The sequence below is a fragment of the Lentibacillus populi genome (assembly GCA_014642895.1).
In the GTDB taxonomy this organism is placed as follows: Bacteria; Bacillota; Bacilli; order Bacillales; family Amphibacillaceae; genus Lentibacillus_C; species Lentibacillus_C populi.
Genome location: BMJD01000003.1, coordinates 1 through 23,577 on the forward strand (window position 1 = coordinate 1; position 23,577 = coordinate 23,577).

General features: G+C 37.6%; 21 protein-coding genes and 1 pseudogene. 15 read left to right on the top strand and 7 right to left on the bottom strand.

Annotation, left to right across the window (positions count from 1 at the left end):
- Positions 1 to 219 precede the first annotated feature (219 nt).
- The 5 genes from IEX12_RS03255 to IEX12_RS03275 all read right to left on the bottom strand — a co-directional run bounded on the left by IEX12_RS03255 (position 220) and on the right by IEX12_RS03275 (position 2,707).
- Positions 220 to 603, bottom strand: coding sequence for a YdcP family protein (locus IEX12_RS03255; RefSeq protein ID WP_188724645.1), 384 nt, complete (start codon positions 601 to 603; stop codon positions 220 to 222).
- Between the two features lie 29 nt (positions 604 to 632).
- Positions 633 to 947, bottom strand: a complete 315-nt coding sequence (locus IEX12_RS03260) for a YdcP family protein (protein ID WP_066186233.1) — start codon at positions 945 to 947, stop codon at positions 633 to 635.
- 203 nt (positions 948 to 1,150) lie between these two features.
- Positions 1,151 to 1,330, bottom strand: coding sequence for a hypothetical protein (locus IEX12_RS03265; RefSeq protein ID WP_188724646.1), 180 nt, complete (start codon positions 1,328 to 1,330; stop codon positions 1,151 to 1,153).
- 19 nt (positions 1,331 to 1,349) lie between these two features.
- Positions 1,350 to 1,544, bottom strand: a complete 195-nt coding sequence (locus IEX12_RS03270; protein ID WP_188724647.1) for a hypothetical protein — start codon at positions 1,542 to 1,544, stop codon at positions 1,350 to 1,352.
- 83 nt (positions 1,545 to 1,627) lie between these two features.
- Entirely contained in the window at positions 1,628 to 2,707 is a 1,080-nt protein-coding gene (locus IEX12_RS03275; RefSeq protein WP_188724648.1) for a DNA cytosine methyltransferase, read from the bottom strand.
- 638 nt (positions 2,708 to 3,345) lie between these two features.
- Between IEX12_RS03275 and IEX12_RS23245 the strand changes: the two are divergent.
- Positions 3,346 to 4,949: pseudogene (locus IEX12_RS23245) on the top strand (CocE/NonD family hydrolase); the annotation flags it as partial.
- A gap of 401 nt (positions 4,950 to 5,350) precedes the next feature.
- On the opposite strand, the gene IEX12_RS03290 reads toward IEX12_RS23245, so the two are convergent.
- Both IEX12_RS03290 and IEX12_RS03295 read right to left on the bottom strand, forming a co-directional pair.
- Positions 5,351 to 6,124, bottom strand: coding sequence for a sulfite exporter TauE/SafE family protein (locus IEX12_RS03290; protein ID WP_155555193.1), 774 nt, complete (start codon positions 6,122 to 6,124; stop codon positions 5,351 to 5,353).
- Between the two features lie 110 nt (positions 6,125 to 6,234).
- Positions 6,235 to 7,128, bottom strand: coding sequence for a LysR family transcriptional regulator (locus tag IEX12_RS03295; protein ID WP_155555192.1), 894 nt, complete (start codon positions 7,126 to 7,128; stop codon positions 6,235 to 6,237).
- Between the two features lie 201 nt (positions 7,129 to 7,329).
- Here IEX12_RS03295 and IEX12_RS03300 point away from each other — a divergent pair, with 201 nt between their 5' ends.
- The 14 genes from IEX12_RS03300 (at position 7,330) to IEX12_RS03365 (ending at position 23,565) form a co-directional block, all read left to right on the top strand.
- On the top strand, positions 7,330 to 8,106 hold the full coding sequence (locus tag IEX12_RS03300; RefSeq protein ID WP_155555191.1) for an IclR family transcriptional regulator: 777 nt from the start codon (positions 7,330 to 7,332) through the stop codon (positions 8,104 to 8,106).
- Between the two features lie 203 nt (positions 8,107 to 8,309).
- A complete protein-coding gene (locus IEX12_RS03305; RefSeq protein ID WP_188724650.1) occupies positions 8,310 to 9,275 on the top strand; it encodes a tripartite tricarboxylate transporter substrate binding protein in 966 nt (321 codons plus the stop codon).
- Between the two features lie 73 nt (positions 9,276 to 9,348).
- Positions 9,349 to 9,801, top strand: a complete 453-nt coding sequence (locus IEX12_RS03310; RefSeq protein ID WP_188724651.1) for a tripartite tricarboxylate transporter TctB family protein — start codon at positions 9,349 to 9,351, stop codon at positions 9,799 to 9,801.
- 25 nt (positions 9,802 to 9,826) lie between these two features.
- Positions 9,827 to 11,320 (top strand): tripartite tricarboxylate transporter permease, encoded by a 1,494-nt coding sequence (locus IEX12_RS03315; protein WP_155555188.1) that lies wholly within the window; start codon positions 9,827 to 9,829, stop codon positions 11,318 to 11,320.
- A gap of 15 nt (positions 11,321 to 11,335) precedes the next feature.
- The gene (locus tag IEX12_RS03320) at positions 11,336 to 12,487 is read left to right on the top strand and encodes a mandelate racemase/muconate lactonizing enzyme family protein (RefSeq protein ID WP_155555187.1); all 1,152 of its coding nucleotides are present in this window, start codon (positions 11,336 to 11,338) and stop codon (positions 12,485 to 12,487) included.
- An 11-nt stretch (positions 12,488 to 12,498) separates the two neighbouring features.
- On the top strand, positions 12,499 to 14,298 hold the full coding sequence (locus IEX12_RS03325) for an alkaline phosphatase family protein (RefSeq protein ID WP_155555186.1): 1,800 nt from the start codon (positions 12,499 to 12,501) through the stop codon (positions 14,296 to 14,298).
- Positions 14,299 to 14,322: 24 nt separating this feature from the next.
- A complete protein-coding gene (locus IEX12_RS03330; protein ID WP_155555185.1) occupies positions 14,323 to 15,270 on the top strand; it encodes a sugar kinase in 948 nt (315 codons plus the stop codon).
- 42 nt (positions 15,271 to 15,312) lie between these two features.
- A complete protein-coding gene (locus IEX12_RS03335; protein ID WP_155555184.1) occupies positions 15,313 to 15,945 on the top strand; it encodes a bifunctional 4-hydroxy-2-oxoglutarate aldolase/2-dehydro-3-deoxy-phosphogluconate aldolase in 633 nt (210 codons plus the stop codon).
- A 936-nt stretch (positions 15,946 to 16,881) separates the two neighbouring features.
- On the top strand, positions 16,882 to 17,901 hold the full coding sequence (locus IEX12_RS03340; protein WP_155555183.1) for an asparaginase: 1,020 nt from the start codon (positions 16,882 to 16,884) through the stop codon (positions 17,899 to 17,901).
- Positions 17,902 to 18,040: 139 nt separating this feature from the next.
- A complete protein-coding gene (locus IEX12_RS03345; protein WP_155555182.1) occupies positions 18,041 to 19,639 on the top strand; it encodes a glutathione ABC transporter substrate-binding protein in 1,599 nt (532 codons plus the stop codon).
- 76 nt (positions 19,640 to 19,715) lie between these two features.
- On the top strand, positions 19,716 to 20,636 hold the full coding sequence (gene gsiC / locus IEX12_RS03350; protein ID WP_155555181.1) for a glutathione ABC transporter permease GsiC: 921 nt from the start codon (positions 19,716 to 19,718) through the stop codon (positions 20,634 to 20,636).
- A 17-nt stretch (positions 20,637 to 20,653) separates the two neighbouring features.
- Positions 20,654 to 21,553 (top strand): ABC transporter permease subunit, encoded by a 900-nt coding sequence (locus IEX12_RS03355; protein ID WP_155555180.1) that lies wholly within the window; start codon positions 20,654 to 20,656, stop codon positions 21,551 to 21,553.
- A gap of 54 nt (positions 21,554 to 21,607) precedes the next feature.
- On the top strand, positions 21,608 to 22,600 hold the full coding sequence (locus IEX12_RS03360; protein WP_188724652.1) for an ABC transporter ATP-binding protein: 993 nt from the start codon (positions 21,608 to 21,610) through the stop codon (positions 22,598 to 22,600).
- Complete coding sequence (locus IEX12_RS03365) at positions 22,597 to 23,565, top strand: ABC transporter ATP-binding protein (protein ID WP_155555178.1); 969 nt, start codon at positions 22,597 to 22,599, stop codon at positions 23,563 to 23,565. The genes IEX12_RS03360 and IEX12_RS03365 overlap by 4 nt, the downstream gene beginning before the upstream one ends.
- The last annotated feature ends 12 nt before the right edge of the window (positions 23,566 to 23,577 follow it).

The window sequence follows — 23,577 nt, forward strand, 5'->3', positions numbered from 1 at the left end:
TATACTCCTGACTTTATCAAAATGCTTCAACATTAGTAGGAGAAAATCGGAGAAAAACAGCGATATTTTAAGAAAACCGAAATTTATTGAGGGAGGATAAGTGAAAAGGGAGAAAGAATAGAAGCCATATACCAACCAGCGATATAAACACAAATTGAAAAACGAGAGAAGCGTCTTTTTCTCTAATACGTTTCCCTCGTTTTTTGAAAGGTTTCATTCTTATTTATCCTTAATAGCTGGTGCTTTTGATGGCTTTTCTCCAATAGTTGAAGTTGCTTTTCCTTTTAACACGATGTCATCGGCTTTTATATACCAATCGACATCCGCACCACGAAAAGTAGCGTTGGCGACCGTATCAGCAATAGGGTTCATAATTTCTACTTCTGCATTATAGTCAAATTTCTTTAATGGAACAGAAGCAGGAAGACTTACTTGGATCATGCGCCCTTGTTCCCTGGACTTTAAATCATAGGTGCGTTCCTTTACCTCCGTTGATACGGTACCATCTTCATTTTGTAAAAATACTTCCCGTCGTAATGCAGAAAACTTTAATAATCCAAATGTTTTTTCTTTATCAATCACAATGCCTTGTGCTAATCTCATGTGATATTCCTCCTTATATTTTAACCATGTTAAGCCTTAACGATGTTGTCAGCATGTAGTATATAGTTTGTAAAACCACGATCCCCGATTTTATAGCCTTCTGCAGTAATACGTGCATTAACTAATTTGACTTTATCTTCGTGTTCAAAGAATTTTTCTCCAGCTTCATTCGGTAGAACAACCTCAATATCATCTGCCCGCTGAATATCTGAATACAGATTATAGCTTCGAGATAATGTGGTCATCCGTCCATTAATCCGTCGTTGTTCAACTTTTCCTTCTCCTGCATACTCTAAATTACCAAATGTTTTTTCCATATTCGGAATCACATATTTTAATTCCATAATGTTTACCTCTTTTCTTTATTAGTTTATTTCTTAAATACATAACAAAAACTATACAAGCGGAGGAGAACGTGAATAATAAATAATCATGTTAAATGACCTCCTTTACCTTCACTTTCTTAACCAATTACTTATTACTTGTTCTCTATATTCTTTTATACAGAAAGAAAGGATTCTATAAAAGAATCCTTAAGCTACATAGATTAACTATTTTGAAGCATTTCCTTGTATTTTTGAATATCTATTGTATCTTCTAAATCGCAAAGACGGCTATCCAACCCTCTTTGTACATCTTCTTCTGAATGACCTGCTGCTCTTAAATCCTTTTCTATTTCTGCCTTTACATTATCATCAAGTAAACAAATAAAAGTTGTGACATTCATAATCATTCTCCTTTTATAATTAAAAACGATAATCAACACGTCCGTATATTACACACCAAAAAACAATCATGGATTCCCCTCTTTTATCACGCACTAATTTCCCATGAAGAAAAAACGGATACTCTTCAATCTCAACCTCATTCAGCACAAAATGGTCATCAATCCACTCCATTACCTTTTCTTCATATATTTCTTGTTCCTTCAGAGACATCATAAACCTTTCTCCTTTCCTGCTTTTACACCATTAAAAAAAGCTTGTCAGATAAGAATAATCCAACAAACAAAGAGAATGATTTCCTATAAACTATCTGCAATACCAGCCATAATATATTCGGCACATGGTACAGCAATCGAATTTCCAATTGCTTTATATCTTGCATAATCACTAATCGCTTTATCTTGATCTCCATAAGCTGTCCATCCTTCAGGTAATCCCATCAGACGTTCACATTCCAATGGTGTAAGCTGACGGATAAGACCTTCTTTTTCTTTTCCTTCATACCAAAAAGAAAAGTAATTTACGGTTCCTGCAAGCAAAGTTGGAAAAGGGTCTCCTGTCTTTCCGAAACTTCCAATGAATCCTGTTTCGTTTTTATCTTTTGCGGCACTTCGCATACGTCTTTCTTGAAAGGGGTGGATGATGGGTATGTTCCTCCTTGTTTCTTTAACAGGTATTCCACTGGTGATGGGGGAGGACAGCCTGTCTTTTCCGCCAGACGCAGGAATCGATTGCAGATTGCGGGCTTTAAATAATATTTCTCTGGCACGTTTTCCTCTAAAATCTGCCACGAGGAAGATACGTCTTCTTCTTTGAGCGAGAGGGGGCCTTCCCCAATATCGGGCGTCCAACAATCGCCAGCACATATCAATGTTGTTCCCTCGGACCATTCCTGCGTTTGCCCATACTCCAGAAGCAGGCATTGGAATTTCGGTATTTGTGAAAGATTCCAGCACGGCTTTAAAATCCATCCGGTTATTTGATGAAAAAGCTCCCATGACGTTTTCCCAAACAGCGATAACTGGATATAATCCATTAGTTGCGCACCTCATTTCTTCAATGATTCGTAGGGCTTGGTAAAATAAACTGGATTGTTTTCCTGCGAGGCCTTCACGTTTTCCGATATTGGATAAGTTCTGACAAGGGGAACCGAACGTAATAACATGGACAGGAGGAATTTTCCCGCCATCTATTTTTGTAATGTCACCGAGATGAAACATATTAGGGAAATGCCGTTTGGTAATGGAGATAGGTGCTTTTTCAACTTCACTTGCCCATATAGGTGTAATTCCATAACTGGAAGCTGCGAGAGGGAAGACCCCTATACCATCAAAGAGACTTCCAATTTTTAAACTTGTATCATATTTTTCTTCAATCATTTTCCCACCTCTAATTTTACACGTAAAAAAAACGCCATCTATCGGTTAGATGACGCCTAGATTACATGAAGTATATTTTATGGATGATAAGCAAAGAGCTCCTATATAATTAGTTTCCATTTTCCCATAAAAAAGACGCTTCGATTGAAACGTCTTTTCAAGAGATATCAAATTTTTATAGTAATAACTTTATAAAATGATTTGCATTTATTGCATTGAAATTGCATTTTTTTAATTTTTTTTGATAGATTATAGTTATTCATATTTCTTGAAAATCCTTTAAAATCAATGTTTTTGTTCAATGCCCTGAACCCTTAAAGTAGACGAGGGATGGAAAATTGCCGGTATGTTTTATCGGTACGTATACTGGCGGAAGTGCCAATTTAACGGCTATCGGATATGAGTTAAATGCTGCTCCAACAACTTTTGCTGCTGCCAATGCCGCGGATTATGTTATCGGAGCCCCAACATTAATTATCATGTTTGCATTTCCAGCCATTGCCGCCCGGTCAAAATGGTTTCAAAAGGTTAAGGAAGGATACGAGGCTTATACCCCTGTGAAGCTTTGGGGAAATGAAAAAATAGCAAAAGCAGAATATAATGTAGTTCATCACGGTCATTATAGGGTAGCAATGCGGGATGGGGTTAAACTGGCTACCGATGTTTGGCTGCCGATAGAAGGCAAAGAATCCAAACCGGCTATTTTAGTACGGACACCATATGGAAGGATGGAATTTGCAAATTCCTATGTCCATTTTATCCAACGTGGGTATGCAGTTGTTATTCAGGATACACGGGGAAGACAGGATTCGGAAGGCGAATGGATTCCTATGTATTCGGAAATAGAGGATGGGGATGATACTTTAAATTGGATGGCTGATCAGCTTTGGTGTAACGGAAATATCGGAATGATCGGTGCCTCCTATGGTGGTTATGTTCAGTGGGCAGCTGCAGCTAGTGGCAACCCTCATTTAAAGGCTTTGATCAGTATCGTTACCGCTGGCAGCCCGTTTATTGATATTCCAAGAAAAGGGGGATCGTTGTTTCCGGTATGCTGGCTTGGTCCTTTGCTATGGTGGGAAAAGAATTTAAACCAGAAAAGATGGTACGTTCCGATTGGGATGAAGTATTAAAAATACGGCCATTAAAGGATATTCCGAAAAGAGCATTAGGAAAAGATGTGTCATTTTGGAATGAATGGATGTCCCATGCAGTGAATGATGATTTTTGGAAAAGACAAGATTGGCATCGGCATAATAAGAGCATTCATGTACCTGCCATGATTGTATCAGGCTGGTACGATGATAATGGAATGGGAACGACTGAAGCGTTGGATACCGTTTCTGATTATGGGTATCAAGACAAAAAAGTTATTCTTGGGCCATGGATGCACAAAGCAAACACAACCCGTGATATTCAAGGTGTTGCATTTGGAGATAATGCATTGCGTTATGATATGGACTACTACTTTCAGCAATGGTTTGATCGAAAGTTGAAGTCAATGGATAATGGCATAGACACTGCATCCCCGATTGAATACTATATTACCGGCGAAAATCAATGGGCAACCGCTAAACAATGGTCACCTGAAAATGTTGACTGGCTCCATGCTTATCTAAGCAGCAATGGTAATGCTAACAGTGCGAATGGGGATGGCGAGTTACTGTTTGATCCCAATATTACGGATGGCTATGATGAATATATATACGATCCCATGAACCCAGCTCCTCATTTAATCGATATGTCAGAAAATGAAATCGGTGTTCCTGCGAATTATCGTGAGGTGGAAAAGCGAGAGGATGTCATTATTTATGATTCCCAGCCACTGGATGCCCCGATAACAATTGCCGGAGATGTTTTAGTGAATTTTTATGCGTCCAGTTCTGCCAAGGATAAGGATTGGATCGTTCGTTTAACAGATGTTGATCCTGCCGGTAATTCTGTGAAACTTGTTGAAGGTGTTTTGCGAGCTCGTTATCGTCGAGGTTTTGATAAGGAGGTCATGCTTGAGCCGAATAAAATAGAGAAATACGTTATTCGCACGTCGAAGATTGCCAACACCTTTGAAAAGGGACATCGGATACGTTTAACCATTACATCTAGCGCAGAGAATTTTATTTTTCCTAACACAAATACGGGAGAAGATCCTGCAGGGGATGTGGAAGTGGTTAAGGCAACACAACGGATTTATCATCAAGTGAACCACCTATCCTATGTACAGTTGCCAGTATTGTGGGGGACATAGGGACAGGAACTTGTCTGGAGCAGCCGTCAAAGCAAGAAATACAATGGAGTGAAAGTCTCCCGTCATCAATTGACCGATTCAGATGACTAGCATATCCCATTCGTAGAGACGAGGGGACAGGCACCTACCGCCTCTATTTTTTACTACTAGCTTTCCCGTGCTAAAAATAGAAAAACCTGCAATGTTTACAAATAACGCAGGTTTTTCAATTTATCTTTGCTTTTATGTACGACCCAATCAAAATGATTACTCAACTCCGAAATATCGTTATAGCCAAGTATTGACCATTTCTCCAACTGTAAAAAGTAAGGGTTATCAAGTAGAAATGGAATAGTAAATAGGGTGATTAGTTATGTCTATCATGCCTAGCAAATAGAGTTGTATTAAATTTCAACCTTCTAACCAAAATACATTCTCAACCCTACAATACATAATAAAATAGATAACATCCTAATAATCACCTTATCTGGCAATCTTTTCGCCACTAGTACACCTAATTGTGCTCCAAGTATGACACCAACTCCGCCCCAATAAACAATAGACCATTCAACATTATGATAAAAGATGTGTGAGGCAACGCCAACAGACGAGTAAATACTTAATGAAAATATGGATGTTGCAGTTGCTTCATGGGTTGGTACTTTAAATGTGAATATGAGAATAGGTACTAACAGCCACCCTCCGCCAATGCCTAGGAAGCTCGAGATGATCCCCATAATTAGGCCTAACGGAATTAACCACTTTGCTTCTGGTTTTAAAGAAAATCCATTTTTATTAGTAGTTTTTTTATTATTTGATGATGAGTCTTTAAAGAATAATATCAAACCAAACACTACTAATAAGCTTGCAAAAACCCAATAAAATACAATGGAATCAGTAGAAATGTATTGAAGAAACCATACACCAAAAAGGGAACCGGGTACTGCTCCGATTACAATATTAATTCCAACTTTATAATTTATGATCTTTTGTTTTCCATATCCAAAAACCCCAGTTAATGTGTTGATAAATACGATTACCAAGCCTGATGCAGCAGCTGTTAATGGATCTATACTTAAAATAATTAATAGTGCAGGTACAAAAATAAACCCTCCACCTGCACCTACGATTGTTCCATATCCACCAGCAAAAAGCCCAATTAAAAGAAGTAAAAGTCCCGTTGTTATTTCCATAGTTAATACCTCCACTAAAATTCATATAATCCCAAATTAACAAAACTTTAAAAGCTTGCATATTGAATTTTAGTGATAGGTTATAACCAAAAGGTATACGTTCAACCTAGTTAGGTTGTTTCTATATTTTTTAGCAGGGATATGAAATCTTCTACGCTTTTTCTACAAAATCTGCTATTCTTTCTAACTAGCCATAAATTTCTTTTGAAGTACGTATCCTTAATTTTAATTTCACGAAATATGTTCTGATCTAAATCCCTTTCCACAGCAAGTCTTGAAACAATACTAATTCCAAGCCCAGCCTCGACCGCACTTTTGATTGCTTGGGTACTTCCTAATTCCATATAGTTTTCTATTTTATCCAAGATCCCTTGTCCTTTTAATAGGTTTTCTATGATCAGCCTTGTGCCTGATGTAGGCTCTCGCCAAATCATTTTTTCCTGTGATAATTCATTTATGTCAATTTCTGTTCTGGTTGTCCATTTATGGTCTAGCGGGTGTATGAGAACTAATTGATCCTCTTCAATAGGTTCTACATTGAAATTATTGTTTCCTACAATGCCTTCTACTAGTGCAAGGTCTATTACATCATTAGATAAAGCCTCTAATACATTTGGGGTATTTTCAACAATAAGTGTAATTTTTGTATCCGTGTGTAGTTTTTTGAATTTACCTAATAACTTAGGTAGTAGGTATTCACCGATGGTAAAACTAGCTCCCACTTTTAATTGTAAATCTGAATTTCTAATGTTATCTAAAACAGCTTCTTTTGAATGTTTGAAATCGGATACAATAGACTTCGCAATAGGATATAGTGTTTCGCCATTTTCATTTAAGGATAGTCGCCCTTCTTTTCTATTAAATAATGTCGCCCCATATATAGCTTCCAATTGACGGATTTGCTTTGTAACTGCAGGTTGGGAAAGGTAAGATAGTTTAGCAGCTTGGCTAATACTGCCTATGTCTACTACCAAACAAAACATTCTTAAGGTTTCTATGTTCATGTTGTTATTCTCTCCCTTGGTTGTATTTAATACGAACAAAATTAAAAAAAGAATATAATATTTAGTTATACCTTATAACTATTCGTTACTTTTATTTTACAGCAAATAGTGTTAATTTTAAAATCAAAGAATATTTCATATAAATCATTATTTATATATTTTGCTCTTAAAATTATTATTTGACTGGGGGTAATGTTGACTATGTCCAATGTCACAACAGTTCAATCTGTTGATCGCGCGATATATATATTAGAAAAATTGAAAGAGAACCCAAATGGACTAGGGATAACTGAACTATCTGTAACCTTAGGGGTGTCTAAAAGCACCGTACATAGGTTGCTAATGTCATTGTTTAAGGCTGGTTTCGTGAAACAAGATCCGTTAACGGATAAGTATCAATTAGGATTAAAGTGTTTGGAACTTGGTGATGTGGTTAGTGAAAATTTAGATGTTCGAAAAAATGCTTCCCCGCTATTAAATGAACTTTCTTTCAAGACTGGGGAAACTGTACATTTGGTGGTAATGGAACTTAATGAAATGGTCTATATTGATAAGGTGGAAAGCCCTGAAACTATTCGGATGTATTCAAGGGTTGGAAAAAGGGCGCCTATGCATTGTACTGGAGTAGGTAAGGTGTTTTTAGCTCATTTACCAATTGATGAAGTTGAAAAAATAATAACTGAAAAATCGATGCGCAAGTTTACAGAGAATACTTTAATTACAAAGGAAGATCTCTATGCTCAACTGGACATCATACGAAATAGAGGATATGCAATAGATGATCAAGAGCATGAATTAGGAGTAAAATGTGCTGCAGCCCCAATTATGGATAGTAGAGGCACTATAATAGCGGCAATTAGTGTATCTACCCCAATAATGAGGTTAGACTCCAATAAATTTAATTATATAATTAGTGAAGTTTTAGCTTATTCACAAAAAATATCAGAGTCATTGGGAAGTTTCCTTACTTTCAACTGAAAGCGATGCCAATAGAAGGACAGACTTAGAAAAATATCGGGCAGTTACAAATTTATTTTTTTGCTTGTTATTCGGAACAGTGTTCCTTAATGAGGAACACATTAAGGTGGTGGTTCAGTAAAAATAAGACTAATCTTTTTAATAGTAAATTTGATCCGAAAATAAAATGACTCATTACAATAAAAAAAATGGAGGTTTTAGGGATGAATAAGAAATTTATTCTACTTTTAGTTGTTTTAATTATTTCATTATTTGGTTGTAGTTCAAATTCTTCTAGCAGTAATGATGACTTTCCATCAAAGACTATTGAAATCACAGTTCCGTGGTCTGCTGGTGGTAGTAGTGACCAAACTGCAAGGGCCTTAGCAGAAGCTATGAGTGATGTTACTGATCAGAATGTAGTGGTGGTTAATAAGGAAGGAGCGGGTGGAACAATTGCAACATCAGAGATGGCGACACAGCAACCTGATGCTCACAAGATTCTGTTTGATGCAGTAGGTGTTTTCACTACCCAACCTCATATGCAAGATGTACAGTATTCTATTGACGATTTCCGTCCAGTTAAGGGTTTAACTTATGAACCAATTGTATTATTAGTAAATTCCGATTCGCCTTGGGAGACTTTGGATGATTTAATTGCGGATAAAGGTGAAAGGATTACTTATGCACACTCAGGTGCTGGTGGACTGCCAGATTTAGCTCAAGCTGCATTTCTCGATCAAGCAGGAATTGAGGCGGAAAGTGTTGCGTATGAGGGACAAAACCCTGCTGTAAGCGCTCTACTCGGTGGACATGTTGATACTGTAGCAGCTCACCCAGGCGCAATTATGCAACATGTTGATTCAGGCGACTTGCGCATTTTAGGTGTCTTCTCACCAGAACGTTATGAGGACCTACCTGACGTACCTACTTTTAAAGAAAAAGGGTTTCCAATTGATATGAGTGTTTGGAAATTTTTACTTGTATCAAAAGAAACTTCTGATAAGGAGTTGAATAAATTAACAGAAATTGTTGAAAAAGCAATGGAAAGCCAAAAATATAAAGATTTCCTCAAAACCGCTAATTTAACCCCTGAGGAAATTAGTGGAGAGGAAATATCGGAAAGGTTAGAGAAGCAATATAAAGAACATGGTGATGTAATTGACAAAATGGGACTTTCAAAGAAATAAGAAATAAAAAATTTTTAGGGGGTGTAAAGACACTAGCACCCTCTACATACTGAATAAAATGGGTGATTTGAATATGGCAACTAAAAATCAAAGAGAAAGATATACATGGTTGGTATTTCTAATCGGAGGTATTTTGTTATGGAAAGTCATTATTCCTACACAAATACAGACAAGTCAAAATTCCACAAACTTTGGACCTGAGCTTTTCCCTAATATGCTGGCAATTGTCATTATTCTAGTCAGTGGGCTTTCTTTTATTGGAACTTTTATTAAAAAAGATGCTGAAGTGACCAAGACAACAGGTGAGCCCGGGAAGATATTGGCGAGTATCTTAGTCTTTGCAATAACGATAGTCTACGCTTATATCATTGATATCATTCATTTTATACCAGCATCGATAATTTGTATGTTTCTGATTATGTGGATACTCTCCGTAAGAAAATGGTATTTGTATTTAGTCATGTTAGGGTTGATTTTTCTAGTTAAATTTATTTTTGAGGATATTATGTATATTAATCTACCATAGATAAGACATAAAAGGGGTGAGCAATATGGGAGATGTGTTATTGAATAGTTTTTTAGCTATATTTGAATTTCAAAACCTACTATTTATTATACTAGGAGTATTTTTAGGGTTTATCTTTGGTTCTTTACCTGGATTGACTGCCACGATGGGGGTTGCTTTAATGCTACCAGTTACTTATGCGTTGGAGCCCACAACAGCAATGCTATTTTTATTAGGTATTTATTGTGCGGGAACCTATGGTGGTTCCGCTTCAGCAATCTTGATCAATACACCTGGGACTCCAGCCTCTGCAGCTACAGTTATTGATGGGTATGCGCTTGCTGAACAAGGAAAGGCATCTGTAGCATTAAGGATGGCATTGCTTGCATCGGTTGTTGGAGGGATATTTAGTGCGCTGGCGCTACTTTTAATTGCGCCACAGTTGTCTAAAGTTGCTTTAGAATTTGGACCCCCAGAGTTCTTTGCATTGGCACTTTTTGGATTAACTATGATCATTAGTGTAAGTAGTAACAACCTGAGAAAAGGTGTCATTATGGGTATCCTAGGGATTCTTATTTCGACTATTGGACTGGATCCAATTGGTGGTCTCCCGCGCTTTTCATTTGGTAATAATTATTTAATGGGGGGTATCAATTTAATACCTGCATTAATTGGACTGTTTGCGATATCTGAAATTATTAAAAAATCACAAACTGCTCATATCAACAAAAAGGATCAAATAAGTAATGTAGAGAAAACAGTTACTTCTTTTAAAACCCTTATCAGAAGATTCAAGAAGACAATGCTTAAATCAAGTGCAATCGGTACTTTTATTGGCGCCATTCCTGGTACGGGGCCAGCTATTGCCGCTTTTTTAAGCTACAATGAGGCTAGAAGAGCATCTAAAAACAAGGATGAATTTGGGAAAGGGTCGCTAGATGGCATTGCCGCTTCTGAAGCTGGAAATAACGGTGTAACTGGAGCTACTTTAATCCCATTGCTCACTTTAGGGATACCAGGTGATACTGTAACGGCAGTTATGTTAGGTGCGCTTATGATGCAAGGATTAGCTCCAGGACCAGAATTATTTGTTAACTATGCTGACGTAATGTACACAATTATGTTTGGGTTAATACTAGTTAATATTTTCATGTTTATACAGGGGACTTTTGCAACAAAAGTTTTTGCGAAAATTAAGCTTGTCCCAATCAATTTATTGCTTCCGATCTTAATAATTCTTTGCTTTATAGGCTCTTTTGCCGTAAACAATACAATGTTTGACGTGAAAGTGATGTTGGTATTTGGTTTGATCGGCTTCATTTTACCGAAGTTTGGATTTCCTATTACACCAATGTTATTAGGGATAGTGTTAGGGCCAATTGCTGAGACTTCATTTAGACAGTCACTTGCTATTTCAGATGGCAGTTATATGATCTTTTTAACAAAACCTATTGCTCTAGTATTTATTTTGATAGCGGTAATTTCTATCCTTTTACCTATTATAAAACCGTATTTTTCGAAAATACGTAAACAAAAATAATCGGGGGAGTAATTAATGAAAATCACAGATGTTTTTACTCATGTATTAAGTAAACCCTTGGAAGAACCTTTTGCTTTCTCACAAGGCTGGGTTAAGAAAAGGAGCGCAATGATCGTTGAGATCGTTACAGATGAAGGGGTAGTGGGATGGGGAGAATCCCTCTGTCATGGGCTGCAGCCCCCTGAAATAGCGGCTTCCTTTGTAGACCGTTGTTTTAAACCGCATTTGCTAGGGCGAGATCCTTTTGATGTAGAAGTGCTTTGGGAAGAAATGTACAATTTAACGAGACCATTTGGGGGCGGTTCTGCTGTTAATGCAATTAGTGGTGTAGACATTGCCTTATGGGATGTAATTGGAAGATCTTTAAACAAACCGGTAAGCAAATTATTAGGTGGGAACTTCCGTGATGAAATTACACCTTATGCTACTGGTTTTTACCGAAAAGAAAATTTGAATTATCCCGAGGCAGGAATCAAAGAAGCGAAAATGCACCTTTCAAAAGGGTTTAATGCTTTCAAATTAAAAACAGGATTTGGAGTGGAAGACGATTTAGAATATATTTACGCGATTCGAGAGGCTGTAGGTAATGAGCCAAAGATGATGCTCGATGCAAATTGTGCTTATAATTCGTCACAAGCCAGAAGACTATTATTTGAACTAGAGGATGCAAATATTAACTTTTTTGAAGAACCCTTGGCACCGGAGGATATTGAAGGATATAAAGAGATTAAAAATTTAACTAGTACCTTTATTGCTGCCGGAGAAAACATTTTTGGAAAAATGGGCTATCGTCATTGGGTCTCTCAAAAGGTACTGGACATTTTACAACCGGATCTATGTTCATCTGGTGGGTTTACGGAATGTAAAAAAATTGCTTCTATGGCACAGGCATGGAATACAGAGGTGATCCCACACGTATGGGGTTCCGGTATTGGGTTGGCTGCCTCCATGCAATATATCGCAACGTTGCCGCCGACACCACTGTCGCTAAATCCTGCTGGGTTATATCTTGAATATGACCAATCAGATCATCCATTCCGAGAAGAACTAATATTTAACGCAATTCATATGGAGAATGGAAAGGTACATATTCCCCAAAAACCCGGTATCGGGGTAGATATTAATAGGGATGTCATTGAAGAATATGAGATCAATGTATTTAAATAGGAGGCTATAAAATGAATGATCAAAAAGTACTTGTTTTTGGGGTGGATGGTCTAATCCCAGAACTGGTATATAAATTTGCAGAAGAAGGGTGCCTGCCGAATATTTCCAAAATGATGGAGGAAGGGGCGGCAACAGAATTATTACCTTATATATCAACATGGGGAGACGTGAATTGGGTGTCGTTCCTGACAGGGCAGTCACCAGGTAACGCTTGGAAGGGGCAATCTTTTCCAAAGAGTAATAAGAATAATTTATTAGGTATTGCTGATTCCATGAACAAAAAGTGTGCGTTAGTACATTTCCCCCAGTCTGTTTCAACTGGAGGAACTGACCATTTTAATTTTGCGCCATTTTATGGAGGTAAAGAATCAGCACCTTTTGAAATAGCCTCACCAAGGGTGTTTAGCACGAAATTAGATAAATGGCCGGTAAAGGAAGTCAAGGAGTCATTAGGGTGGCCGCCAACTTCTTCTTTAGCACATCATGAAAAAAATAATCGATCGCCTATCAATAAAAATGATGAAAAGTTAACCTTTGCTATTCAGTTAAAAAATGGATCAGAAAAAATGGTTTCTATTGACCTAGTAGATGATAAGCAAGTCATATTAACTGTAGATGGTGCTACAAAAGTCGATTTGATGGTTGATGAGTGGACCAATTGGGTTACAGTACGTTTAAGCGATAGTGTAGAAGGATCGGTTAGATTCAAGTTAGTAAATTATGATTTTGAACGTAGAGAATTGGATATTATTCAAACTCAAATTCTACAAACTGCAAATCTGTCTAATGATGCGAATTTGGAAAAACATTTAATAGATACCTACGGGCCATTCATTCAATCATGGACAATCAAGGCATCTCCAGAAGAGCTATATCATGAGACAAGCTTTGAAGAAGCAGAATATCAAGCGAAATGGTTAGCAGATACTGCTTTGGAGCTATTAAATAATAATGAATTTGATTTATTTGCAACTGTCTTTCGTTTAAATGATGAAACTCATCATACAAGCCTAGGACAATATGATCCGGCTTCGTCGTTTTATAAGGAAGAGGATTCGAAGTTATATGAGGAAAATATGAGGAAGAGTTACATTATTTTAGATAGTACAATTGGAAGGTTAATGAAGGAAAAAAATGATGATACAACATTAATTTTAGCATCTGATCATGGAGATGTACCAAATAAGTATTTCTGTGATGTATATTTACGCTTGGCAGAATGTGGTCTTTGTGAACTAGATGAAAGTGGTAATCCAATATTGGAGAAATCAAAGGCTTACCTTAAAGATGAAAGAGGTGGTTTAGAAATTTTTGTGAACCTCGAGGGGAGAGATTCAACAGGGGCAGTTCCAAGAAAAGAGTATGAGTCAGTACAGAATGCTATTTTTGAGGCGCTTTCTACATGGATCTATGAAGAAAATGGATATCGACAACATGTCAGTGCATTAACATTGAAAAAACAACACGCATCCATTATAGGCTATTGGGGATCTGACATGGGAGACGTTATATTTGCATATAGTCAGGGCTTTGTGTGGGGAACCAACAAAAAAGACGTTGTTGCTAAGGTTTCGAGTCCAGGAGCTAACCATGGTCCGCAAATTCCAAGCGCTAGAACAGCACATTCCTCTAACTCAGGGATTTTTGTAATAACTGGAGCAACAAGCAAGGCAGGTTATAAACGAAGTTCAAATACAGCAGGACCCTACTTGATGAGTGATGTAGGAAGAACGATTGCTAATTTATTAGGTATCAAAAATCCCCCGACACTTGATGGTCGTTTCATGGCTGACTTATTTACAGATGTTTAATAAAAGAGGATTGAGGGATTAAATATGGATGTAATAACGTTAGGGGAAAGTATGGTGTTGCTTTCACCAGATTCTTATGGCCCTCTACGCTATATAAATCGCTTTAATAAAATGATTGGTGGGGCCGAATCAAATGTTGCAGTAGCATTATCAAGACTAGGTCATCAAGTTGGTTGGGTAAGTAAATTGGGAAATGATGAATTTGGATTATATGTTCGAAATGTGATTCGTGGAGAAGGAGTAGATACTTCACAAGTCGTATTTGTTGATGATAATCCCACTGGAGTATTTTTTAAAGAAAGAACAGTTGGAAAAGATCCTAATATTTATTATTATCGACAAAACTCTGCGGCCAGTACGTTGGGTCCAGACGATGTAAACACTTCATATTTTCGGCAGGCTAAGTTCATTCACCTAACAGGTATCACTGCAGCATTAAGCTTTTCGGGTAAAGCGGCAGTTAAAAGAGCTATAAACTCAGCTAAGAATAACAATGAACAATGCGTGGTGTTTGATCCGAATATCCGTTTGAAGCTATGGACTGAAGAAGAAGCAATAAGAGAGTTAGTTGATATTGCAAAGGATTGTGACATTGTAATGCCGGGTATTGAAGAAGGTAAATTGTTAACTGGGTATGAAAGCCCGGAAAAGATTGCTCAATTTTTTCTAGAACGAGGAACAAGTGTAGTAGTTGTCAAATTAGGATCAAAGGGTGCCTATTTTTCAACTAAAAAAGATAGCGGTTATGTGCCAGGGTATACCGTGGAGAACGTTGTGGACACGGTTGGAGCTGGAGACGGCTTTGCTGCTGGTTTTATTTCCGGATTGTTAAGAGGTTGGAATTGCTATGATTCCGTTAGATTAGGTAACAATGTTGGTGCATGTGCTTTAAATGTAGAGGGGGACTTTGAAGGCTATCCATACTGGGAAGAGATAGATCCTGGTAATTCAGAAAAAAAGGTAACTCGTTAGTTACTAGAGTCAACAATAGATTTTCGGGAAAGTAGGTATAAAATGGCTAATTCTACTCTAAATAAATTGGTTTCTTCAGGAATTGTGGCTGTGGTTAGAAAGATAGACCCAGATAAGGTGACACCATTAGTTGATTCATTGGTGGCGGGTGGTGTTACAGGTATAGAGATAACAATGAATTCTAAGAATTCATTGGAGAAAATAAGTGAGTTAAAAAGTAAATATGGAGAGCAAACTGTAGTAGGTGCCGGGACAGTATTAAATCAAAAGCAGGCGAAAGAAGCAATTGTGGCCGGAGCAGATTTCATTTTTGCCCCGACTTTAGATAGAGATACAATTGAATATACCAAACGTGAGGGGAAAATTATGATCCCAGGTGCGTTTACGCCAACTGAAATCTATCAAGGTTATATTTGGGGAGCTGATATTATTAAAGTCTTCCCGGCCAGTGTATTAGGTCCAAAATTCATTAAGGATATTAAAGGTCCACTAGGTGAAATACAAGTTATGCCAACAGGTGGTATCTCGCTAAATAATATTAAAAGTTTTTTTGAGACAGGCTCTATTGCAGTAGGAGTTGGGGGCTCGTTAGTCCAATCTGAATTAATTAACCAAAATAAATGGGAAGAATTAGAGGTTTTGGCAAAGTCATTTGTTGAGTCTAAATTAGGGTGAAGTGCTCCCACAAATTTATTCCCTATTAATAAAATTTAGTATGGTGGCAGTAGGATTGAAGGTCAGCTTAATACTAAGTTAATTTGACTAAAATAGCAGTAACAGGCACAGGCTTCTCCGCCACAGTGTACCCGCTGAAAAATCATAGGTTAGACCCACCTATGCCGGCTTTTTAATCCGCTTCCGGACAGGAAAAGAATCCAATTGAGACAGGAGTGAGCCACAATCATAATTCAATAGTGGCTCACTAGTATTATGGATGCAATCCATTTCTTTATCTTGGTAGTACACGTGGACTGGTAGAAGACACTGAAAAACTAACGCTTTCAAAATTGCTGAATATATGAATTACGAACAAGAAACCTACAGTTAATCAACTACTTAATAAACTGTAGGTCTTTTTCCATTCATTCAAAAATATAGTGACATTGAAGGGTGACTTACTATGCGTAATTGGTGACATGCATGGGATAGGTTGCTAATTATAGTAGCGACAAACACATCCCTAAGATCAATTAACATTTCTATTCTCTGGTTAAAAATACTTTCAATCATTGCTTATTCTAACTGTATTATATTTTGCGTAATGTCTTTCAACCCTTTCAATTAGCTCATCGCATTCGTTCATATCTATACACCTAATAGTTTCATATGCTTGTACATCTTTTTTAGAACTTTTGCGAATCGTGATCATTCCATTATTGTTTCGATATGACTAGTGTTACTGTAAAACACTTTATTATTATTAGTTTTTTCAATCAATATAAACGAAAGTCCATCTAACCATTAAACTTTCAGGTTGAAACATACGAATAATCTCGCGTATTTCAACCTATTTATTTATTTTTAATAGTTTTTTGAATTAATAGGTTGAAATTGGTTCCAATATAGTTTATTATTTTGTTATTATCAAAAAATTAAAAAGGGAGAGAAGAAATGGAAAATAGAGATCTAATTGAAGCAAAAAGAGGGAAAGAAGTCGAAAGTTACCATCATATGAATATTGCAGTCGTTGATTCTAAGGGTGATCTGTTATATCACTTGGGAGATCCAGAACATAAAATTTACGCACGCTCATCTATGAAACCACTTCAAGCCATACCATTGGTTGAAACAGGTGCTGCAGATTACTATTATTTTAGTGATGCAGATTTGGCACTCTGTACTGCCTCTCATAATGGGGAACCTATGCATACTGATCGGGTTATTTCCATATTAAAAAGAGCGGGCCTTGACGATTCATATTTAAGGTGTGGAATACATAATCCGCGTTGGGAAGATACATATAGAAAATTAATTCTTGAGGGCAAAGAAATTACATCGCTGTACAACAACTGTTCTGGAAAACATTCGGGAATGTTGGTGACAGCAAAATACATGGGAGAATCTACAGAAAAGTATTACGAATTGGAACATCCGGTACAGCAAAGAATTCTCTCTGTTATCAGTGAAGTGTGTGATTATCCCAAAAGTGAAATAGCGATCGGAGTAGATGGTTGTGGCGTTCCAGTCCATGCATTGCCAATAAAAAACCTTGCATATGGATTCGCACGAATGGCGAAACCGAACATTTTTGACGATAAGCGGAAATATGCCGTGGAGTGTATTACTAATGCAATGGTATCAGCACCAGAAATGGTTGGCGGTACAAACCGATTCTGTACTGATTTTATGCGTGCCGGAAAAGGAAGATTTTTTGGAAAAGCGGGTGCAGAGGGTGTGTATTGTATCGGTGACAAGGAAACTGGTTTGGGGATTGCTGTCAAGGTGCTGGATGGTAATGGGAGGGCCTCCAGTCCTGCTGCTGTAGAGGTGCTAGCTCAACTGGGTCTTTTAAACAATAACCAGCTTGACCAATTAAAAAAATGGCATTATCCAAAACTTTTTAATACAAGAGATGAAGTGATTGGGGAACTTAATCCTATATTCCAATTAAATAAGACAGTAAATGCTTAATAGAATTCGTTCTATACGTAGAACCGTAATTAACTTAATATTTTGACGTTTAGTAATCGAGAATAATCGGTTTATAGTTAACTCTAAATCAATTGTCTTAAGAATAGCTCAAAATCAATTAAACTTTGGAGGGAATAATATGAAGAAAACAATTTTGGTTCTGTTCTTGTTTATTTTGGCTATTGCATTGATTGGTTGTTCAAACTCCAGTTCTGGTAACACGGATTCGGGAAAAGACAATGGAAAATCGCAAAAAATAGTAAAAAAGGAAGGTAAGGACATCACGATTGCAGTTGCTGATAACTTTATCAGCATGGATCCTCATGATACGAATGACACGCTTTCCTATTCTGCTCAAAAAACCATGATGGAAGGTTTAGTTGGTTTTGATAAGGATATGAATGTAATTCCCGTGTTGGCAAAGGAGTATTCGGCCAATGATGAAGCGACAGAGTTTACATTTAAGCTACAAGAAGGCGTTAAGTTCCATGACGGAACCCCTTTTAATGCAGAGGCTGTCAAAGCTAATCTTGATCGGCTTTCAGATCCCGATAGTAAATTAATTCGTGCTAGCCTATTTCAAATCATCAAAGAAACAAAGGTAGTTGATGAATATACAGTAAAGGTTACTCTCTCAGAACCGTTTGGTGCAATGATTAATACTTTTGCACATCCGGCTGGTATGATGATTAGCCCAAAGGCTCTTAAGGAGTATGGTAACGATGTTTCTCAACATCCTGTTGGTACCGGACCATACGTGTTCAAAGAATGGCAGCCGGGGGATTATTTAACGGCTACAAAAAATGAAGAATACTGGAATACAAGTGGTGATGAGGTTGATTCTATCACATTTAAACCTACTCCAGAAAATGGTTCGCGAATTGCGATGTTACAAACCGGAGAAGCCGATTTCATTTATCCGGTTCCTACCGAACAGGCTAAAAGCATTAATAACAAAGATGGTATTGTTGTCGAAAATTCACCATCTATCGTTACTAGATACATGGCAATGAACACGATGAAAAAACCTTTTAACGATATTAAAGTTCGTCAGGCTATTAACTATGCGATTAACAAAGAAGCGTTTATCAATGTGGTAGTAAATGGATATGCGGAGCCAATGGATTCTGTAATTGCTCCCAACACAAAATTTTATTCAAAGCAAGATCCGTATAAATTTGATCTTGAAAAAGCAAAGAAACTTATGAAAGAGGCTGGTTATGAGGAAGGATTCGAAACAACTTTATGGGGAGGAAATAACTCAGCAAGTACGAAGGCCATGGAATTTATCCAACAACAGCTTGATCAAATTAATATAAAGGTTGAAGTAGTTCCTATGGAATCCGGTACGTTATCAGACAGCATTTGGTCGGTAGAAAACCCAGATGATGCCAAGCTAGAGATGTATTACGGGGGATGGTCTCCATCAACTGGTGATGCGGACTGGGGTATTCGCCCACTTCTTGGGGGAAAGAGTGCGTTTCCACCAAATTCATATAATACCGCTTATTATGATGAAGAAGAAGTAAATAATTTGATTGAAGATGCATTGGCTACAGCAGATGAAGGAAAAAGAGAACAGGCATATGCAGATGCTCAGAAAAAATTATGGGATGATGTGCCTTGGGCATTTTTAGCTGTGGATGATACGATTTTTGGCAAGAAAAATTATTTAGAAGGTATTTATCTATTGCCTGATGGTTCTTTAAGTCTTGAAAACATGAAAATTGTTCAATAAATATCTGTTCTGGGCGCTGTGAAGCTTTGTGTAAAGTGACAAGGCGTCCAATACTTTATTTTCGGGGAGGGGTTTGATGTTTAGGTTCTTTATTAAACGAGTTATTGGAATCATTCCAATCCTGTTTATCGTATCTATTTTTATCTTTTTATTTGTACATATGATTCCCGGAGATCCAGCAAGATTGGTTGCAGGTCAAGATGCAACCATAGAGGATGTGGAGAATGTTCGTGAACAGCTCGGTCTTGATAAACCGATTCATGTACAATATTTGAACTTTGTTGACGGGATTTTTAAAGGGGATTTCGGTGTTTCTCTGAAAACAAGCCGACCCGTTTATGATGAAATTGCCATGCGGTTTATGCCTACATTTTGGTTGACCGTTTGGAGTATGGTGTTTGCTATCATATTTGGTTTATTGATTGGCGTCATTTCGGCAACAAAACGAAACAAATGGCAAGATTACCTAGGGATGTTTGGAGCTGTTTCGGGGATTTCTGTTCCTTCATTTTGGTTAGGCTTGGTTCTGATTCAAATCTTTGCTGTTATGTTGGGATGGCTTCCAACGGGAGGATTGGAGTCTTGGAAAAGTTACATATTACCGTCTGTTACACTAGGTGCAGGGGTCGCGGCGGTAATTGCCAGGTTTACAAGATCCTCCCTTATGGACATCTTGAGAGAAGATTACATTCGAACGGGAAGAGCAAAGGGTTTGAAAAACAATAAAGTCGTTTGGGGCCATGGTTTGAAGAATGCAATGATACCAGTAGTTACGATGACTGGATTACAATTCGGTTTCCTGCTGGGAGGTTCCATTGTTATTGAAACTGTTTTTAGCTGGCCAGGCTTGGGCAGGTTGCTAATCGATTCAGTCGCCTTTCGAGATTATCCTGTTATACAAGCAGAAATGTTGTTGTTCGCTTTGGAATTTATCGTGATCAATCTAGTTGTGGACCTACTCTACGGATTTCTTAATCCACAAATTCGTTACGATTAAGAAAGGGAGGAATTATCATGTCGCAAGCGGCAGAATTAACTACGGATCAGACTTTGTCCTCGCCGGAAGTCAAAAAAAGCACTCCGCTTAGGGGGTTTTGGAGAAAATTTAGGAAGCAACGTCTTGCGTTAGTGTCTGGAGTTTTTATTGTTCTTTTACTGGGTGTTGCGGCTATCGGGCCAGCAATTGCGCCTTATACAATTGATCAACCTGATTATGCTAATGTTTTGCAAGGACCATCGTTAGAACATCTGGCTGGGACAGACACCTATGGGAGAGATATATTTAGCAGAATCATTGGGGGAGCAAGAATTTCACTTTTTGTCGGCCTTTTATCAGTGTTTCTTGGTGCTGTTGTGGGGACATTCCTGGGCCTAATTAGTGGATTTTACGGTAAATGGCTCGATAGTATCATTATGAGGATATGCGATGTATTGTTTGCCTTTCCAGGAATTTTACTTGCAATTGGTATTATTGCCATATTAGGTCCCGGACTAGAAAACGTTATTATTGCTGTAGCTATTTTTAATATCCCTTCTTTTGCGAGAATTGTACGGAGTAGTGCTATATCAATCAAATCAACTGTATATGTAGAAGCTACGAAGTCTATTGGAGCGGTAAATGCAAGGATTATTTGGAAACATATTTTTCCAGGTACAGTTTCCAGTATTATTGTTTATATTACGATGAGAATAGGTACTGCTATTCTAACGGCGGCAAGTTTAAGTTTTCTGGGTTTAGGGGCACAACCTCCATCACCGGAGTGGGGAGCAATGTTAAGTAATGGAAGAGATTATTTGAATACGGCTCCACATGTAACTATATTTCCAGGGTTAGCTATTTTTATAACAGTATTAGCTTTCAACCTTTTAGGAGATGGTTTAAGGGATGCACTCGATCCAAAGATAAAGGAATGAAGATGTAGGTGAAAATTAGACTTGCCTTATTTACGAGTAGAAAGGAGAATATTAATGACCGAACCGTTACTCAAAATCACAGATTTAAAAACGCATTTTTTCGGGGATGATGGTGTAGTTATAGCAGTTGATGGTGTGACAATTACCGTTAACAAAGGGGAAACTGTTGGAATTGTTGGTGAATCAGGCTGTGGGAAAAGTGTAACCTCTCTATCTATCATGCGATTGTTACAAGATACCCCTGGTCAGGTAGTAGGCGGATCCATTGAATTTGAGAATAAAAATATATTGGAAATTAGCGAAAAGGAAATGCGAGGTATACGTGGAAATGATATAGCCATGATTTTTCAAGAGCCGATGACCTCTTTAAATCCAGTATATAAAATAGGAAAGCAATTGGAAGAGGCGATACGCTTGCACCTAAAATACGACAAAAAAAGAGCACATAAACATGCAATTAGGATGTTAGAGCTTGTTGGACTTCCACGAGCTAAACAGCTGATGAATGAATTTCCTTATCAATTATCTGGCGGGATGCGACAACGAGTCATGATCGCTATGGCTATGGCTTGTAGTCCAAAGTTATTGATTGCCGATGAACCAACTACTGCCCTTGATGTAACCATACAAGCCCAAATTCTCGAGCTTATGCAAGAATTAAGGGAGACAAGCGAAACAGCAATTATGCTCATCACTCACGACTTAGGTGTTGTTGCAGAAATGTGTGATAGAGTAGTTGTCATGTATGCGGGAAAGGTAGTCGAGGAAACCGATGTTATTACTTTGTTTGAGGATCCGAAACATCCCTATACAAAAGGATTAATAGGTTCTGTACCGAAATTAGGTGAAAATGCTGAAGAATTAGATTCTATACCCGGGAATGTTCCTACACCATATAATATGCCAAATGGGTGCAAGTTTGCACCGCGCTGTAAATTCGCTATGGAAAAATGCTGGGAAATCGATCCAAATTTAATCGAAACTGAAAATGACCACTTGGTTAGGTGTCTTTTATTTCAAAATAAACAAGTGGAGGTTGAATTATGACCACTCCATTGGTAGAGATAAAACAATTAAAAAAATATTTTCCGGTGAAAAAAGGTATATTGGGAACGAAGAAATCATTTGTCAAGGCCGTTGACGATGTATCGTTTTCTATTAAAAAAGGAGAAACATTCGGTTTAGTTGGAGAAAGTGGGTGCGGAAAGTCTACCACTGGTAGATTGTTAACACGGTTGCTTGAGCCATCTGACGGTGAAATATACTTTGAAAACAATAAGTTATCCGAGTTGAATGAGGAGCAGTTGCGTCGGATAAGAAAAGATTTTCAAATGATTTTTCAGGATCCATATGCTTCATTGAATCCAAGAATGAAAGTGAAAAATATTATTAACGAACCCTTAATCATTCATGGATACGATAAAAAAAAGAGCTTGAGCCGTGTCAAGGAATTATTGGAGGTAGTTGGATTGAATTCTTATCACGCTGAACGCTATCCACATGAATTTAGTGGTGGTCAGCGCCAGCGTATTGGCATTGCACGAGCGTTAGCAGTTAATCCAAAATTGATTATTGCCGATGAACCTGTTTCAGCATTGGATGTGTCGATCCAAGCACAGATTTTAAATTTATTAAAGCGACTTCAAAAGGAATTTGATTTAACGTATTTATTTATCGCTCACGATTTAAGCGTAGTTGAACATATCAGTGATCGTGTAGGGGTTATGTATTTAGGAAAAATTGTGGAGATTGCTGATAAAACAGAACTTTATAAAAATCCTCAGCATCCATATACAAAATCGTTGTTATCCGCAGTTCCCATTCCTAACCCAAAATTAAAAAGGGAGCGTATCGTTCTTAAAGGGGATATACCGAGCCCGGCGAACCCTCCTAATGGATGCACTTTTCATACAAGGTGCCCTTTTGCAATGGAGATATGTAAGAAAAGTGTACCTGAGTTTACAAAGATAGGCGTGGGACATTATGCGGCATGCCATTTGATAAATGAATAAATTAAAATAGTC